Below are 15303 nucleotides of genomic sequence, written 5' to 3'. Positions count from 1 at the left end.
AAGAAAAAAGGCCGCCACCGTTGCGACGGGGCGGCCGGGCCGGCGCGGCGCGGTTACTTCAGCGCCAGATGGCGCGGCGCGGCGCGCAGCTGAGGCTGGCCGCCGTTGCTGCCCAGGTTGAAGATGCGCACCACGTCTTCCAGCTCGTGCGCCTGGTCCTGCAGCGCCTGCGCGGCGGCGGCGGCCTGCTCGACCAGCGCGGCGTTCTGCTGCGTCACCTGGTCCATCTGGGTGATGGCCTCGTGCACCTGGCCGATGCCGGCGCGCTGTTCCTCGCTGGCGTGGCTGATCTCGGCCATGATGTCGGTCACGCGGCGCACGCTGTCCACCACTTCCCGCATGGTGATGCCGGCCTGTTCCACCTGCTTGCTGCCCACTTCCACCTTGCTGACCGAGTCGTCGATCAGTTCCTTGATTTCCTTGGCGGCGGTGGCCGAACGCTGCGCCAGGTTGCGCACCTCGGACGCCACCACGGCGAAGCCGCGGCCTTGTTCGCCGGCGCGCGCGGCTTCCACGGCCGCGTTCAGCGCCAGGATGTTGGTCTGGAAGGCGATGCCGTCGATGACCGAGATGATGTCGGCGATCTTGCGCGAGGAGGCGGTGATCGAGCCCATGGTGTCGACCACCTGCGCGACCACTTCGCCACCCTTGGCGGCGATGCCGGACGCGGCCAGCGCCATCTGGTTGGCTTGCGAGGCGTTCTCGGCGTTCTGGGTGACGGCGGTGCTCAGTTGCTCCATCGAGGCGGCGGTTTCCTCCAGGCTGGACGCCTGTTCCTCGGTGCGACCCGACAGGTCCAGGTTGCCCTGGGCGATTTCGCTGGAGGCGGTGGTGATCTGCTCGGCGCCGCGGCGCACCTGGCCGACCACGCCGGACAGGTTGTCGCTGATGTTGTTCAGCGAGCGCAGCACCAGGCCGATCTCGTCCTTGTTGTCGATCGCCAGGTGCACGTCGAGGTCGCCCTTGGCGATGCGGTCGGCGGCCTCGGTGGCGCGCGCCAGCGGACGCGACACGACCGAGCGCACCAGCAGGAACAGCACGCCGGCGAACAGCGCCAGCGCGATCAGGCCGAGCAGGGCGTAGCGGTTGCGCAGCTGGGCCGCCTCGTGGGTGATCTCCTCGGTGTAGGTGCCGCCCACGATCAGCCAGTTCCACGGCTTGAAGGTGTGGAACTCGACCATCTTCTCGCGCGGCGAGGCGTCGGCGCTGTCGGCCCAGTCGTAGGTCATGCTGCCCGACTTGGCTTCCAGCATTTCCTTGACGAACAGGCGGCCGTCGCTGCTCTTGCTGTCCAACAGGCTGTTGCCCTCCTGGGCGGGATGGACCAGCGCGTTGCCCTGGACCTTGCCGGCCGCCGCGTTGATCACGTAGACGTAGCCGGTGTCGCCAATCTTGATGGCCTTGATTTTGTCCTTCAGCATGGCCATGTTCTTGGAGATGTCGAGGCCGATGAACAGCACGCCGATGACCTTGCCGCTATCGTCCTTGATGGGGTCGTACTGGGTGATGAACTGCTTGCCGAACAGGGTGGCCAGGCCGATGTAGTTGTTACCGGCGCGCAGCAGCGGGTAGCTGGGGTGGGCGTGGTCCAGCTGGGTGCCGACCGCGCGCTCGCCGTTTTCCTTCTTCAGCGAGGTGGTCACGCGCACGAACTCCTCGCCGCTGGCGGCGAAGATGGTGACGATCACGCCGGTGTCGTTGGTGAACTTGTCCGGGATGCTGAAATCCATGTTCAGCGTCTTGCCGGCGAACTTGAGCGAGGGCGTCGGCTTGCCGGCGATCTCGACCGTGGTGGCCGGGTCCAGCGTGAACTGGCCGCCGCTGAACTGCGAGGCGAACAGGCGGGCGAAGCTGGACGCCTCGTTCATCATGGCGGTGTTGAACACTTCCACCGTGTTGCTGATGCCGCCCAGGGTGTTGGCGACGTTGGCCTTGGCGCGGTCCTTCAACATCGCCGAGGTGCTCAGGTTGATCAGGGTGAGCAGGATAGCCAGGATAGCGGTGATCAGGCCGAAAGTAAAAACGGTAATTTTGGTACCGACACCCCAGTTACGGGGATTCATTATTGTTTTCATATTGATGTTTTTAGAAAATGTGCTGCGGTTGAGGTCGCTCGGTGTCGAGCATGCTCCGGAGTCGATGGAGCACTGCAAAGGCAAGTGGGCACTGCCGCTGTGGATGGCGCAGGCCGTCAAACTGAAGTCAAGACCAGAATGATAGCAGATTTTTGCTGCAAAGCAATTAAACTGAGGAACGGTTCAAAAGATTTCTATTTATAAAACAATGACTTGTAACGAAAGTTTCATTCTTGAAAGTAATTCTACGTAGTAAAACCGAGTTCAGCGATGTTTCGTTTCAGCTACCCTTAAGCTTAGCCAGAGAAACTCCGAAACACCAGCCCCGTACAGGCACTGCTATCCTGTAGAATGAAGCGGCACGCATCCATGCAACAAACCTACTAATTTCGGAGTAAGCCGATGAAGAAGCAAATGCTGTTGGTGGCCATTCTTGCGGCCCTGTCAGTGCAGGCCGGCGCCGCCGTGCCGGAGAAAACGGCCGACACCGCCCTCAAGCCCCAGCCGGGCCAAACCCAGGCCGCCCTGTGGGCCTCGCGCGTGCTGAGCAAGCTGCATTACAAGCCGGCGCCGCTGGACGACGCCATGTCGGAGAAAATCTTCGACCGGTACTTCAAGTCGCTGGACGCGGAGAAGATGTTCTTCACCCAGGCCGACATTGACCAATACGCCATCGTGCGCACCCGCCTGGACGACGCCATCAACGGCGAGAACCTGAGCGTGCCGTTCGCCATCTTCAACCTGTACCAGCAGCGCTTCAACGAGCGCATCGCCTATGCGCGCGAGCTGGTCAAGCAGGGCAAGTTCGAGTTCACCTCCGACGAAACCTATCAGTACGACCGCGAGAAGGCCGAGTGGGCCAAGAGCGACGCCGAGGTCAAGGACCTGTGGCGCAAGCGCGTCAAGAACGAGTGGCTGCGCCTGAAGCTGGCCGGCAAGGACGACAAGGCGATCCGCGAGACCTTGGACAAGCGCTACGAGGGCTACCTGAGCCCGTCGCGCAAGCTGACCAACGAGGACGTGTTCCAGATCTTCATGAACGCGTACGCGATGTCGATCGAGCCGCACACCAACTACCTCGGCCCGCGCGCGGCCGAGAACTTCGACATCGCCATGCGCCTGTCGCTGGAGGGCATCGGCTGCGTGCTGCAATCGCGCGACGACTACACCGTGGTGCGCGAGGTGGTGACCGGCAGCCCGGCCGGCCTGTCGGGCAAGATCAAGGTCGGCGACAAGATCGTCGGCGTCGCCAAGGATGAGAAAACGCCGATGACCGAGGTGCTGGGCTGGCGCCTGGACGACGTGGTGGCGCTGATCCGCGGTCCCAAGGATTCCACCGTCAAGCTCGAGATCATCCCGGCCGACGCCGGCCCGGACGGCAAGCACCAGTTCGTGACGCTGGTGCGCCAGAAGATCAGCATGGAAGAGCAGTCGGCCAAGAAAACCATCTACGAGGTCAAGGATGGCAGCGCCAAGCGCCGCGTCGGCGTGATTTCGCTGCCGACCTTCTACATGGACTTCGAGGCGCGCCGCAAGGGCGACAAGGACTTCAAGTCGGCCACGCGCGACGTCGCCCGCCTGCTCGCCGAGCTGAAGAAGGACAAGGTCGACAACGTGCTGATCGACCTGCGCAACAACGGCGGCGGCTCGCTGACCGAGGCGGTGGAACTGACCGGCCTGTTCATCGACAAGGGTCCGGTGGTCATGCAGCGCAGCGGCGACAACAAGGTCGAAGTGGAAAGCGACACCAACCCGGGCATGGCCTGGGACGGCCCGATGGGCGTGTTGATCAACCGTGGCTCGGCCTCGGCGTCGGAGATCTTCGCCGCCGCGATACAGGACTACGGCCGCGGCCTCATCATCGGCGAGCCGAGCTTCGGCAAGGGCACGGTGCAAACCCTGTTCGGGCTGGACCGCTTCGCCCAGAGCGACAAGGTGCATTATGGCGAGCTGAAGTTCACCATCGCGCAATTCTTCCGCATCAACGGCGGCACCACCCAGCTGCGCGGCGTGACGCCGGACATCAAGCTGCCGACCATGGGCGATTCCGACACCTTTGGCGAATCGAGCTACGAGAACGCCTTGCCGTGGACCCAGATCAAGCCGGCCATCTACATCCCGACCGGCGACATGAAGGAAATCGTGCCGCTGCTGGACAAGAAACACGAGGCGCGCGTGGCCAAGGACAAGGACTTCCAGTACCTGGCCGAGGACATCGCGCTGGTGAAGAAGCAGCGCAAGGAAAACTCGGTGTCGCTGAACGAGGCGGTGCGCCGCAAGGAGCGCGACCAGCAGGAAGCGCGCGCCAAGCTGCGCGAGGCGCGCCTGCTGTCGAACACCCCGGGCGCGGACGATCCTATCCTGGTGCCCGATCCGCGCGACGCGCTGAACAAGGCGATCTCGGCCAAGCCGGCCAGCGGCAAGCCGGCGCCGTCGCCCAAAGTGGCGGGGGTGAAGGGCGCGCTGCGCAGCGACGACGGCCTGCAAGGCGCCGAGCGCTCGCTGGCCGCCGAGCTGGAGGCGGAAAAAGCCGCCAAGGCCGCCAAGGACGTGCTGCTGAACGAGGCGGTCCACATCCTGGCGGACGAGGTGGGCGTGCTGAAGACCGACACCCGCATGGCCTCGCGCGTGCTGCCGTACGCGGCCGACGTGAAGTAAGCGGTACATGCCAGCGCTGGCGCCGCCGTCTAAAAACATTGTTCTGTTCATCGACGGCACCTGGAACAAGGCGTCGAAGAAGAATGTGACCAATGTGCGCAAGCTGTTTGAGCGGGTGTATGCCCGCTCGGGCCGCGAGCAGGTCGTTCATTACATCCTGGGCGTTGGCGAAAGCCGCGAGGCCTATGATGAGCTGCCGCTGTGGGCCCGGCGGGCCGGCATTCCGCGTGAATCCGACGCGATTTTCGCCAAGGTGATGCGCAAATGCCTGGGCGGGGCGATCGGCTATGGCATGCCGGCCAAGGTCATGGAAGCGTATGCCTTCCTGGTGGCGCACTACCAACCCGGCGACCGCATCTTCCTGTTCGGTTTCAGCCGCGGCGCTTACGCAGTGCGCTCGCTGACCTGTTTCCTGGAGGAGGTCGGGCTGCTGCTGAAGGACTATCTGCACGAGGTCGCGCATGCCTACCGTTTGTACAGTTCCGGCGATCTCGATGGCATCGCCCGGTTGGCTCATCATCTGCGGGCGCTGACCGGTTTTACGCGTGCCAACGACGGCGTTTACCGGCTGCCGGTGCACATGATGGGCGTGTGGGACACCGTCGGGGCGATGAGGTTCACCGACAATCATGTGCATTTCCGTGCCGACAACGAGGTGATCGATGTGCCCGAGAATATCTCGCACGTTCGCCACGCGCTGGCGCTGCATGAGTTGCGCGAGCAATTCGAACCCTTGTTCTGGCGGATGCGACAGGGCGGCGGGCAGTCGCTGGAGCAGGTGTGGTTCGCCGGCGCGCACGCCGATGTCGGCGGCGGTTACCCGTCGGCGTCACTGGCCAATATCGCGCTGGAGTGGATGGCCTGGGAGGCCAAGCGGCTGGGCCTGCACGTCGATGCGGCGCCGGCGCCGGCCGATAGCGCCATCGGCCGCCACGAGGTCAGTAACTCGTTCGCGCCCTGGTACGGGTTCCGCGCGCCGCGCATACGCCCCTTCCTGAGCGAGGCCCAGCAGGGATTTTTCGAGAAAGACCTGGACAGCTTTGCCGTGCACCACACCGCCGCCACGCGCCTTAAGAAGCGCGGCGACGCTAGCTATGCCTTCTTGTGGCCAGAAGTCGATCAATGCCTCGCCGCGGTGGATGAAGCCACCATCAACCTCGTGTGGGCACTCGGCTTGACGCGAGGGCGCCTGCTGGCCGGCCGGCAGCAAGCCAATATCGTGCCCGATCCCCGGTTCATCGAGGAGGTCAGGCAAGCGATACCGGAAAAGTTCCACAGTGTTGCCGATGCCGGCGAGCGTACGCGGGACGCCACGTCCATCATCAAAACGGCACTGCGGCAAGACGCGATCGATGTTGACGGTTTTGCGATGTCGGTCCTGCTGCACGCCTTGCTCGTGGGCGATATGAATTTCAGTTTCATCATTGAGCAGTTGGAGCAGTTACAGGACGAGCTGGCAGACATCCTTCAGTCGTCTGACCCGCGGCGTGCCCTCGACACATTGGAGCGCCGGATACAGGCCATTTCAGCGGGACTAACCATCACCGCAGGCTTGGTGCCCGATGCACAGATGAGCGAGGCGCTCTTGAACTTAGCCCTGTACGTCTCCATGTGTTATTCCATGAAGAAGAAAACCGCGGGAGTCTTCGAACGTGTCCACAAGAAGAAAAAGATTTGAACACCAGAAATTGATTTTGTGAATGTCTGCCATTGCAAAGATAAATTGGATTTATATGCTGTGACGCAGCATACTTCAGTTGTCTCCTCTATCTCCTCCACGGAAATAGACTTCAGCCCGCTCCCTGAGCGGGCTTTTTTTTCGCCTGAACCTGGCCAAGATCGGTTAAGCTTTCTGTAAGTCAACGTTTAGGTTCGGATAAGTGTCTCCTACTCAATTCAAACTCGCATTGCTGGCGCTGGCCCTCGGCGGCGCGGCGGTGGGCGGCGGCGTCGCCTACGTGCTGGTGCACCAGTCGTCCCAACATCAAGAAGCCGGCCCGGTGGCGCGGCCCAGGGCGGCCGGCACGCCCACCGGCTGGTTCGCGCGCGTGACCACGGTCGCCGGCGATGGCTTGCCCGGTTCCAGCAATGGCAACGGCCGGCGCACGCGCTTTGCCGATCCGTTTGGCGTGGCGCTGGACAAGGATGGCAATCTGTACGTGGCCGACGGCGGCGACAATAACGCCATCCGCAAGATCGACCTGACCGGCACCAGCGGCACGCTGGCGGGCGGCGCCGAGGGCTACGCGGAAGGCAAGGGCGGGGCGGCGGCGTTCAACACGCCGTCCGGCCTGGCGATCGACGCCGCCGGCACTCTCTACGTGGCCGACACCGGCAACAACGCCATCCGCAAGATCACGCCCGACGGCGTGGTCTCGACGCTGGCCGGCGATGGCCTGGCCGGCGACAAGGACGGCAAGGGCGCCGGCGCCCAGTTCAACGGCCCGGTTGGCGTCGCGGTCGATGCCGCCGGCGTGGTCTACGTGGCCGACACCTATAACGACCGCATCCGCCGCATCGCGCCCGACGGCACGGTCACCACCATCGCCGGCGGCAAGCGCGCCGGCAAGGCCGATGGCCCGGCCGCGCAGGCGCTGTTCGATACGCCGACCGGCCTGGCCGTCAGCGCCACCGGCGAGCTGTACATCGCGGACACGGCCAATCACGCCATCCGCAAGCTCGGCAAGGACGGCGCGGTCAGCACCATCGCCGAGGCCAGGGAAGACGACCGCGATTCGCTGCTGCGCTCTCCGGTTGGCATCGCCCTGAGCGGCGACGGCTTCCTGTACATCGCCAGCAGCGGCCACGGCCGCGTGGCGCAGATCACGCCGGCCGGGCAGGTGGTGGCGCTGCAGGATGTCGACCATCCGGCCCAGCCGGGCTATGGCGCGGACGGCAGCGTGCGCCTGTATTCGCCGCGCGGCATCGCGCTGGCCAGCGACGGCGCGCTGTTCGTGACCGATGGCGCCACCTTCCGCCTGCATCACATCGCCATCGCCAGCGGCAAGGAGGACCCGCTGCCGGACGGCCCGCTGCCCGGCCTGCCGGCGCACAGCGCCACCATGCCGTGGCCGGTCAAGCCGCAGAACAAGCCGCACGAGGTGGTCGGCCTGATGGGCGAGGTGCGCGGCAATTTCGACGGCGAGAGCCGCGATCATTTCCACTCCGGCCTGGACGTGCAGGGCGCGATCGGCACGCCGGTGCAGGCCGTCACCGCCGGCAAGGTCACCGACCCGCGCGCCAGCTGGGGCTATGGCGAATTGTCGGAGGGACTGGCGTTCGGCGGCATGCAGTACGTGCACATGCGCGTCGGCCGCGACGGCAAGGACAAACCCATCGATGCGCGCTTCCTGGTGTCCAAAAACGAGAAGGGCGTGGCCGCGTCGGTGCGCGTCAAGCGCGGCACGCGCTTCGAGGCCGGCGAGACGCTGGGCACCATCAACCGTATGGCCCATGTGCATCTGGACTACAAGCCGAACGGCGGGCCGCTCAATCCGCTGCTGCTGCCGTTCATCGATCTGGAGGACACCATCGCGCCGGAGATCAACAGCATCAGCGTGGTGGGGGCGGACGGCAAGCCGCTGACCGAAAAGCGCGATGGCCGCCTGTACATCCCGCGCAGCCTGAAGGAAGTGCAGATCGTGGTGGACGCCAGCGATCAGATCAACGGCAATCAGAAGCGCCGCCGCCTCGGTGTGTACAAACTGGGTTACCAGCTATTGAACCAGGACGGCGACACCATCCCGGGCATGACGGAACCGGTCATCACGCAGCAGTACGACCGCCTGCCGCGCAACCGCGAGGCGGTCAAGCTGGCTTATGCCGCCAGCAGCGGGATCACGGTGCATGGCGCCAGCGAGACGCGCTTCGCCTACGCCATCAACAACCGGCTGATCAACGGCAAGCTGACGCCGGGCGCGTGGAAGGTGGGGGAACTGGGGCCGGGCAATTACATCCTGCGCATCACGGCGGAGGACTATGCCGGCAACGCCGCCAATCGCAACCGCGAACTGGCGGTCACGATCGACTAGCGGGGGAGGGAGAACTTAGGTTGGAATCACGCCGCCCGACAGCAGGAATGGCCACATCGACGCCGTGCTTTCCAGGCTGCTGACCAGTTGTTCCTTGTCGGCGGCGATCGCCGCATGCGAAGGCAGGCTGCGCTCCGCCGGCACGTCGTCCGGATGCAGGGTCACGCCGACGCCGGCCAGTGCGGCCACCGGGTCGGCCAGCAGGTGCTCGCGGAAGTCATGGTCGTGCGCGAGCTTGTCGAGGATGGCGCTGAGTTCACTGGTATTTTTCATATATGTAGTCCCTCGGTTGGAATGATGAATGGCATGTCTCCATGCGCGAGTCATGCTACGACAAACATATGGGTTTGCCAAGCTGGATCGTTGCCGCCCGCGCGGGCATCGGCTAGACTCAACACTTCCTTGAGCTCAAATGGGACGCCATGAAGATCCGCCGCTGCGCCGTGTTGTACATCGAATCACGCGAACAACTATCCATCGACTGGCGGGCCGTGCTGGCTGGCGCCAGCGGCCTGGCGGCCGACAGCCATTGGGTGGCGCTGGCGCCACATCTGGACCAGGAACTGACGATCACCGCGACCGAACTGGCGGCGCTGGGCGCCATCAGCCAGACCGTGTGGCGCGAGCGCGCGCACTGCGAGCAGGACCACGGCGAGGCGTGCGTCGCGCGCCTGCTGGAACTGGGCCTGCTGATCGGCGATACGCCACAATACGCGGCCGCGCGCGAGCGTGATGAGACCTTGCGCGCCACTCACTGGCGCCCGTTGTCGGCGCTGGCCCATACCTTTGGCCGCTGGCGCGAAGTCACCAGCGAGAACGGTATGGAGGCGCCCAGCTTTGAGGCCTTGCTGGCGCAATTCGGCGAACCGCCGCCGCCGACGCTGGACCTGGCGGCGCACGGTGCGCTCAAGCTGCCCGCCGCGCCCAGCGGTCTGCTGGATGAACCGCTGCTGCACCGTTACACCGGACGCAATTTCGATCTGCAGGCCAGCGTGCCGCTGGCGGTGGCGGCGCGCCTGCTGCAGCGTACTTTCGGTGCGCAGGAAGTGCGCACCGTCGGCCCGCATAGTTCGGTGCTGAAGAAAACCAGCCCTTCCGGCGGCGGCCTGCATCCGGTGGAGGCCTTCGTGCTGGTGCAGCGGGTGGAGGGGATCGCGCCCGGCCTGTACCACTACCATCCGATCGCGCATGAGCTGCGGCCGTTGCGCACCTTCGACGCCGCCCATGCCGCGGCCCTGGCCAAACAGGTGCTGGCCGACCAGCACTGGCTGGCCGACGCGCCGTTGCAGGTGCTGATGGTGGGGCGCATGGAGCGCAGCTTCTGGAAGTATCGCAATCACCAGAAGGCCTACCGCGCGCTGGCGCTGGACGCCGGCCACCTGTCGCAAACCTTTTACCTGCTGGCGGCGGAGGCGGGCATGCCGGCGTTTGTCACGGCCGCCATCAACGACGTCGATATCGAGCGGATGCTGGACCTCGACCATCTGCGCCACGCGGTGGTGGCGGTGTGCGGCTGCGGCCCGGCGGCCGCCGGCCCGCGCACCATGGTTGAACTGCGTTACGGCGAGACCGACGCCATCTGATCGCGCGCGCCGCCGTCCGGCGCCTGCGCGCTCTCCATCACCCGCTCCAGCGCGGCGGCAAAAGCCGCCAGCGCTTGGTCGTGCCGCTCGCGTTGTGGCGAGAGCAGCAGTTGTTCCAGCTCGCCGGCGCTGCGATGCAGCTCCGGCATGGACAGGTTGCCGGCCGCGCCGCGCACCTTGTGCACCAGCAGCGCCGCCTGCTCGAAGGCGTCATGCGCCAGCGCGGCCTGCAAGCGTTCCGGGGTGGCCTCGAAGTCCTGCACAAAACGCGCCAGCAGCACCGACAGCAGCTTGCGGTTGCCGCCCAGCCGCGCCAGGGCGGCCTCGCTGTCGATGCCTGCCATGCTGGTCGCGGCGGGCGCGGCCATGACGGCTGGCGCCGGCACGGCGGCCGGTGCGCCCTCGGGCACGCGCTGGATCTGCGCGGCAAGCACCGCGTATAGCCGCTCCGGATCGATCGGCTTGGTGACGTAATCGTTCATGCCCATGCCCAGGCTGCTCTCGCGGAAACCGGCCACCGCGTGGGCGGTCATGGCGATCAGCGGCAGCTGGGCGTGCTCCGGCCTGGCGCGGATGCGGGCCGTGGCCTCGTACCCATCCATGCCGGGCATCTGTATATCCATCAGCACCGCGTCGTAGCGGCCGTGGTCGACCATGTGCATGGCCTCGATGCCGCTGCCGGCCAGCTCCACCTGCACGCCCGCGCCGAGCAGCACCTCGCGCGCCACTTGCTGGTTGATGACGTTATCGTCGACCACCAGCACGCGCGCGCCGGCGATCCGTTGCGCCATCTCGGACAGCTTGGGGGAGCCCGTCAACGCCGGGTGCGCCGGCTGCGCCAGGCCAAGGCCGACCAGCACCGCTTCGCGCAACTGTGGCGCGTGCACCGGTTTGACCAGCAGCGCGCTGACGCCAGCGGCCGCCGCCGCCAGTTCGGCCGCCTCGCGCGAGAATTCGGTCATCATCAGCACCAGCGGCAGCCCGGCATGGGCGGCGCGGATGCGCTGCGCGGTGGCGCCGCCGTTCAGGTGCGGCAGATCCCAGTCCAGCAGCACCAGGTCGGCATTGGCGCGCGCCAGGTAGTCCAGCGCGGCGGCGCCGCTGCCGACCGTGGCGACCTGGCAGGCATCGCTTTGCAACTGCTGCTCCAGCATGTCGCGCATGGTGGGGTTGGCGGCCGCCACCAGCACCCGCTTGCCGGCGGCGGCGGACGGCGGTGGCGCCGGCGCCGTCTCCGGCTGGCATTGCAGGGTCAGTTCGAAATGGAAGCGGCTGCCATGATCGGGACGGCTGTCGATGGCGATCTGGCCGCCCATGGCCTGCACCAGCTGCTGCGAAATCGCCAGGCCCAGCCCGGTGCCGCCGTACAGGCGGGTGGTGCTGGTGTCCGCTTGCGAGAAGGCGCGGAACAGGCGCTCCTGCTGTTCGGCGCTGATGCCGACGCCGGTATCCTGCACGCTGAAGCGCAGGCGCACCAGCCCTTGCGGCGCGTCGGCGTCCGTCACCCGTTCCACGCACAGGCTGATGTGCCCGCGGGCCGTGAATTTCAGCGCATTGCCCACCAGGTTGACCAGCACCTGGTTCAGCCGCAGCGGATCGCCGACCAGCCGCAACGGCACGTCCGGCTTGGCCCAGGTCAGCAGCTCCAGGCCTTTTTCCGCCGCCCGCCACGAGAACAGGTCGGCAATCTGCGCCAGAGTTTCAGTCAGGTCGAAGGGCACCGATTCCAGCTCCAGCTTGCCCGATTCGATCTTGGCGAAGTCCAGCACGTCGTCGATGATGCTCAGCAAGTTCTGCCCGGCGCGGCCGATCTTGGTGAAGTAATCGTGCGGCTTGGGCGGCAGGTCGAGGTGCGTGCCGAGGCCGGCGAAGCCGAGAATCGCGTTCATCGGCGTGCGGATCTCGTGGCTGATATTGGCCAGGAATTCGCTCTTGGCGCGGGTGGACGCCTCGGCATCGGCGCGCGCGCGCTGGATGGCGCTGATGGCGCTGGCTTTCTGGAAGGCCGACACGAACGGCTCCTTCAGCGCCTTGAACATCTCGAGGTCCTTGCGCGCGAACGGTGAGTTTTGCTTGAACACCAGGTAGCCCTGCACCTGCTGCTCGACGCGGATGCGCACCGCCAGCATGGTGCTCTGCTTGAGGAACATGTCCGGCGCGACCACGGTGGCGGCGTCGACAAATTGCGCCTGCGCCGCCGCCAGCGACATGCCGGCGCGTGCCGAGGGCAGGGCGTCGTGGCCCCAGCTGGCGCGGATCGCCAGCGGGCCATCGGGCGCTTCGCAGATCAGTGCGTAGGCCACGCCAACCTCGCCGATCGCGCTCGACTCGCGCAGGATGGTGTGGAGCAGGGCGTCGAAATCGAGCTCGTCGTTGATCGACTTGACGATGGCGTGCACCCGCTCCAGGTGCAGCGTGCGCGAATACACCTGCTGCTGCAGATTGCGCACGCGCCAGCGGTAGGCGCCCCAGCCGGAGAGCAGCACCGTCAGCACGGCGCCCAGGCGCGCCCACCAGGTCTGATACCAGGCCGGCAGGAAGTGCAGCTCCATGCTCAGTTCATGCGGGCTCCAGGTGCCGTCGCGGTTACTGCCGCGCATGGCCAGGCGATAGCGGCCGGGCGGCACATTGGCATAGGTGGCGGCGCGGTGGCTGGCGTCGGCCTCCACCCAGTCCTTGTCGTAACCGTCCAGGCGGAAGGCGTAACGGTTGCGGTGGCTGGCGGAATAGTCCAGCGCGGCGACCTCCACTTCCACCTTGCGCGTGCCGGGCGGGATGGCCAGCGCCCGCGCGCCCGGCGCCAGCAGGGGCGCGGCCGCCACCAGCTGGTGGTCCAGTCGCACCGAGCTGACCACCAGCGGCGGCTGGTAGCGCCACGGATGCGGCAGTTCGGGCCGCACCACGACGTAGCCGCCCGAGGTGCCAAACACCACATCGTCCTGGGCCGTGCGCCCGGCCGCGCCAACGATGTAGGGCTGGAACACCAGCCCGGCGGCGCGGTCCAGGATGTGGACCTTCAGGGTGGTTTCGTCGACCGTGGCCAGGCCGTCGGTGGACGACAGCCACATGCGGCCGCGACGGTCCGGCTGCAGGGCCGCGACGGTCAGGCTGGGCAGGCCGTCGGCCATGCTCAGACGCAGAAAGCGGCGCGTGCCATCCGGATTCTGCCCGGCGAGAATGCTGATGCCGGCGCCGTTGCTGCCGATCCAGAGCCGGCCCTGATGATCGAAGGCCAGCGAGGTGATCACGCTGTGCGGCAGCGACTGGTTGGGCACCACGTCGGGCAGAATTTGCTCGGCCTTGCCGGTGGCCGGATCGAAGTGGTTCAGGCCATTACGGGTGCCGACCCACAGCGTGCCGTCCGGCGCTGCGCGCATGGCGGTGATGCGGCTGTCGCTCAAACCGCCGCTGGCGGCCGGGCCCTGGCCGTACAGCTGGGCGACGCGGCCGCGGGTGTCGTAGCGCAGCAGGCCGCCGGGCACGCCCAGCCACAAGATCTCGCCCTGCCGCACGATGCTGCCGATGCGCGGATAGGGATCGGTCTGCGGCAGCGGCACCCGCTCGGCGCGGGTGCCCTGGCCGCTGGTGCGGTACAGGCCGAGCGCGGTGGCGATCCACGCCTCCTGCGGTTCGGCCTCGGCCATGCCGAGGATCAGGCGGTTGGGCAGGGCTTGCGCGGGCCGGGCCGGGTCCGGACGCAGCCCGGCGCTGCGGCTGCCGTCCGGGCCGATCAAGTCGATCCCCTGGTCGCCCAGCGCCACCCACAGGCGGTTGCCGCTGTCGGTCATGAAGGCGAAGGCGGAGATTTCCGGCAAGCCGGCGCCGTCCAGGATGGTGGCCACGGTGTCGTTGGCCGGATTGTGGATGTCGACCCCGCGTTCATTGGCCACCCACACCAGGCCGCTGCGGTCGCGCCACACGGCGGCCGTGCGGTCATGGCCCAGGCTGATCGAGGTGGCCGGCCGGTGCACGATGCGGCGGCCGTTGCCGTTGATGTCGAACTCGATCACCCCGCCGCCATAGGTGGCGGCCCACCATTTGTCGCCGCTGGTCTGGGCGATCGACAGGACCATGGCGCTGCCGGCGTCCTTGACCTGCGGCAGCGTCAGTATGCGGGCGGCGTCGCCGGCGCGCGCCACGCCGACGCCGCTCTTGAGCGTGCCGAACAGCACTTCGCCGCTGCCATGGCTGGCCAGCGACAGCACGGCATCGGCCGGTGCGTTGGCGAACGGCAGGTCCTCAAACCGGCCGCTGCAGCTGTCGCGGCGCGACAGCCCGGCGCTGGTGCCGATCCACAGATCGCCGGCCTGGTCCATGACGAGGGCGCGCACCTGGTTGCTGCGCGGGCCGCCGGCGGCGCTGGCTTCGCGCGGGAAATGGTGGATGGCGCCGCCGCGGGCGGTGTCGATGTAATCGAGCCCGGCGGCGGTGCCGACCCAGATGCCGCCGTGCGCGTCGCTGGCCAGGGCGGTGATGGCCGGGCTGCTCAGGCCCTGCGGCCCGGCCGGATAGCGCACGAAGCTTTCGCTGCGCTTGTCGTACATGGCGACGCCGCCGGTGGTGGTGCCCAGCCACAGCCGGCCCTGGCGGTCGACATGCAGGGTCTGGACAAAGTCGCCAGGCAAGCTGTGCGGATCGTCGGCCTTGAAGAAGAAATTGCGCATGCGGTAGCCGTCCCAGCGGCCGAGGCCGGCCTGGGTGGCAAACCACATGAAGCCGTCGCCATCCTGGGCCATGCTCATGGTGATCGGGTTGGGGAAGCCGCGTTCGGACGGCACCAGGTGCTCGAACATGGTGGGCGCGAGCTGTTGCCAGGGCGTGGTCGCGGCAGGGGCGAGCAGCGGGGCCAGCGACAGCGCGACCGCTAAAGCGCGGCCAGCAAGAGGAAAGAAAGAATCGCGCACAAGATACCGTTCAAAAGCTCCCATGCCCGATGGCAATGGGAATTGCGTCTGA

At 66.6% G+C, this 15303-nt stretch carries 7 protein-coding genes; 4 read left to right on the top strand and 3 right to left on the bottom strand.

Annotation, left to right across the window (positions count from 1 at the left end; all coding sequences use genetic code 11):
• Positions 1-53: 53 nt before the first annotated feature.
• Positions 54-2063, bottom strand: coding sequence for a methyl-accepting chemotaxis protein (locus tag FHW83_RS21970; RefSeq protein ID WP_176648489.1), 2010 nt, complete (start codon positions 2061-2063; stop codon positions 54-56).
• Between the two features lie 414 nt (positions 2064-2477).
• On the opposite strand from FHW83_RS21970, the gene FHW83_RS21965 reads away from it, so the two are divergent.
• The 3 genes from FHW83_RS21965 to FHW83_RS21955 all read left to right on the top strand — a co-directional run bounded on the left by FHW83_RS21965 (position 2478) and on the right by FHW83_RS21955 (position 8764).
• Complete coding sequence (locus tag FHW83_RS21965; RefSeq protein WP_176648488.1) at positions 2478-4733, top strand: carboxy terminal-processing peptidase; 2256 nt, start codon at positions 2478-2480, stop codon at positions 4731-4733.
• Between the two features lie 7 nt (positions 4734-4740).
• Positions 4741-6411, top strand: coding sequence for a DUF2235 domain-containing protein (locus FHW83_RS21960; protein WP_176648487.1), 1671 nt, complete (start codon positions 4741-4743; stop codon positions 6409-6411).
• 202 nt (positions 6412-6613) lie between these two features.
• Positions 6614-8764, top strand: a complete 2151-nt coding sequence (locus tag FHW83_RS21955) for a gluconolaconase (RefSeq protein WP_176648486.1) — start codon at positions 6614-6616, stop codon at positions 8762-8764.
• Between the two features lie 15 nt (positions 8765-8779).
• Here the strand turns inward: FHW83_RS21955 and FHW83_RS21950 are convergent, their stop codons facing one another.
• Positions 8780-9037, bottom strand: coding sequence for an NHLP-related RiPP peptide (locus tag FHW83_RS21950; RefSeq protein ID WP_176648485.1), 258 nt, complete (start codon positions 9035-9037; stop codon positions 8780-8782).
• A gap of 149 nt (positions 9038-9186) precedes the next feature.
• On the opposite strand from FHW83_RS21950, the gene FHW83_RS21945 reads away from it, so the two are divergent.
• A complete protein-coding gene (locus FHW83_RS21945) occupies positions 9187-10347 on the top strand; it encodes a putative peptide maturation dehydrogenase (protein ID WP_176648484.1) in 1161 nt (386 codons plus the stop codon).
• Here FHW83_RS21945 and FHW83_RS21940 read toward each other — a convergent pair.
• On the bottom strand, positions 10323-15251 hold the full coding sequence (locus FHW83_RS21940; RefSeq protein ID WP_218106393.1) for a response regulator: 4929 nt from the start codon (positions 15249-15251) through the stop codon (positions 10323-10325). The two genes, FHW83_RS21945 and FHW83_RS21940, sit on opposite strands and share 25 nt — an antisense overlap.
• Positions 15252-15303: the final 52 nt, after the last annotated feature.

The sequence above is a fragment of the Duganella sp. SG902 genome (genome assembly GCF_013376005.1).
Classification (GTDB): Bacteria; Pseudomonadota; Gammaproteobacteria; order Burkholderiales; family Burkholderiaceae_D; genus Rugamonas.
The sequence above is the reverse complement of the archived record's forward strand: the minus strand, read 5'-3'. Positions and strand labels throughout refer to the sequence as shown.

Excerpts from the sequence above, each read along its gene's own strand:
- FHW83_RS21945 (WP_176648484.1), top strand. The coding sequence starts at position 9,187 with ATGAAGATCCGCCGCTGCGCCGTGTTGTACATCGAATCACGCGAACAA.
- FHW83_RS21960 (WP_176648487.1), top strand. The coding sequence starts at position 4,741 with ATGCCAGCGCTGGCGCCGCCGTCTAAAAACATTGTTCTGTTCATCGAC.
- FHW83_RS21965 (WP_176648488.1), top strand. The coding sequence starts at position 2,478 with ATGAAGAAGCAAATGCTGTTGGTGGCCATTCTTGCGGCCCTGTCAGTG.
- FHW83_RS21950 (WP_176648485.1), bottom strand. The coding sequence starts at position 9,037 with ATGAAAAATACCAGTGAACTCAGCGCCATCCTCGACAAGCTCGCGCAC.
- FHW83_RS21970 (WP_176648489.1), bottom strand. The coding sequence starts at position 2,063 with ATGAATCCCCGTAACTGGGGTGTCGGTACCAAAATTACCGTTTTTACT.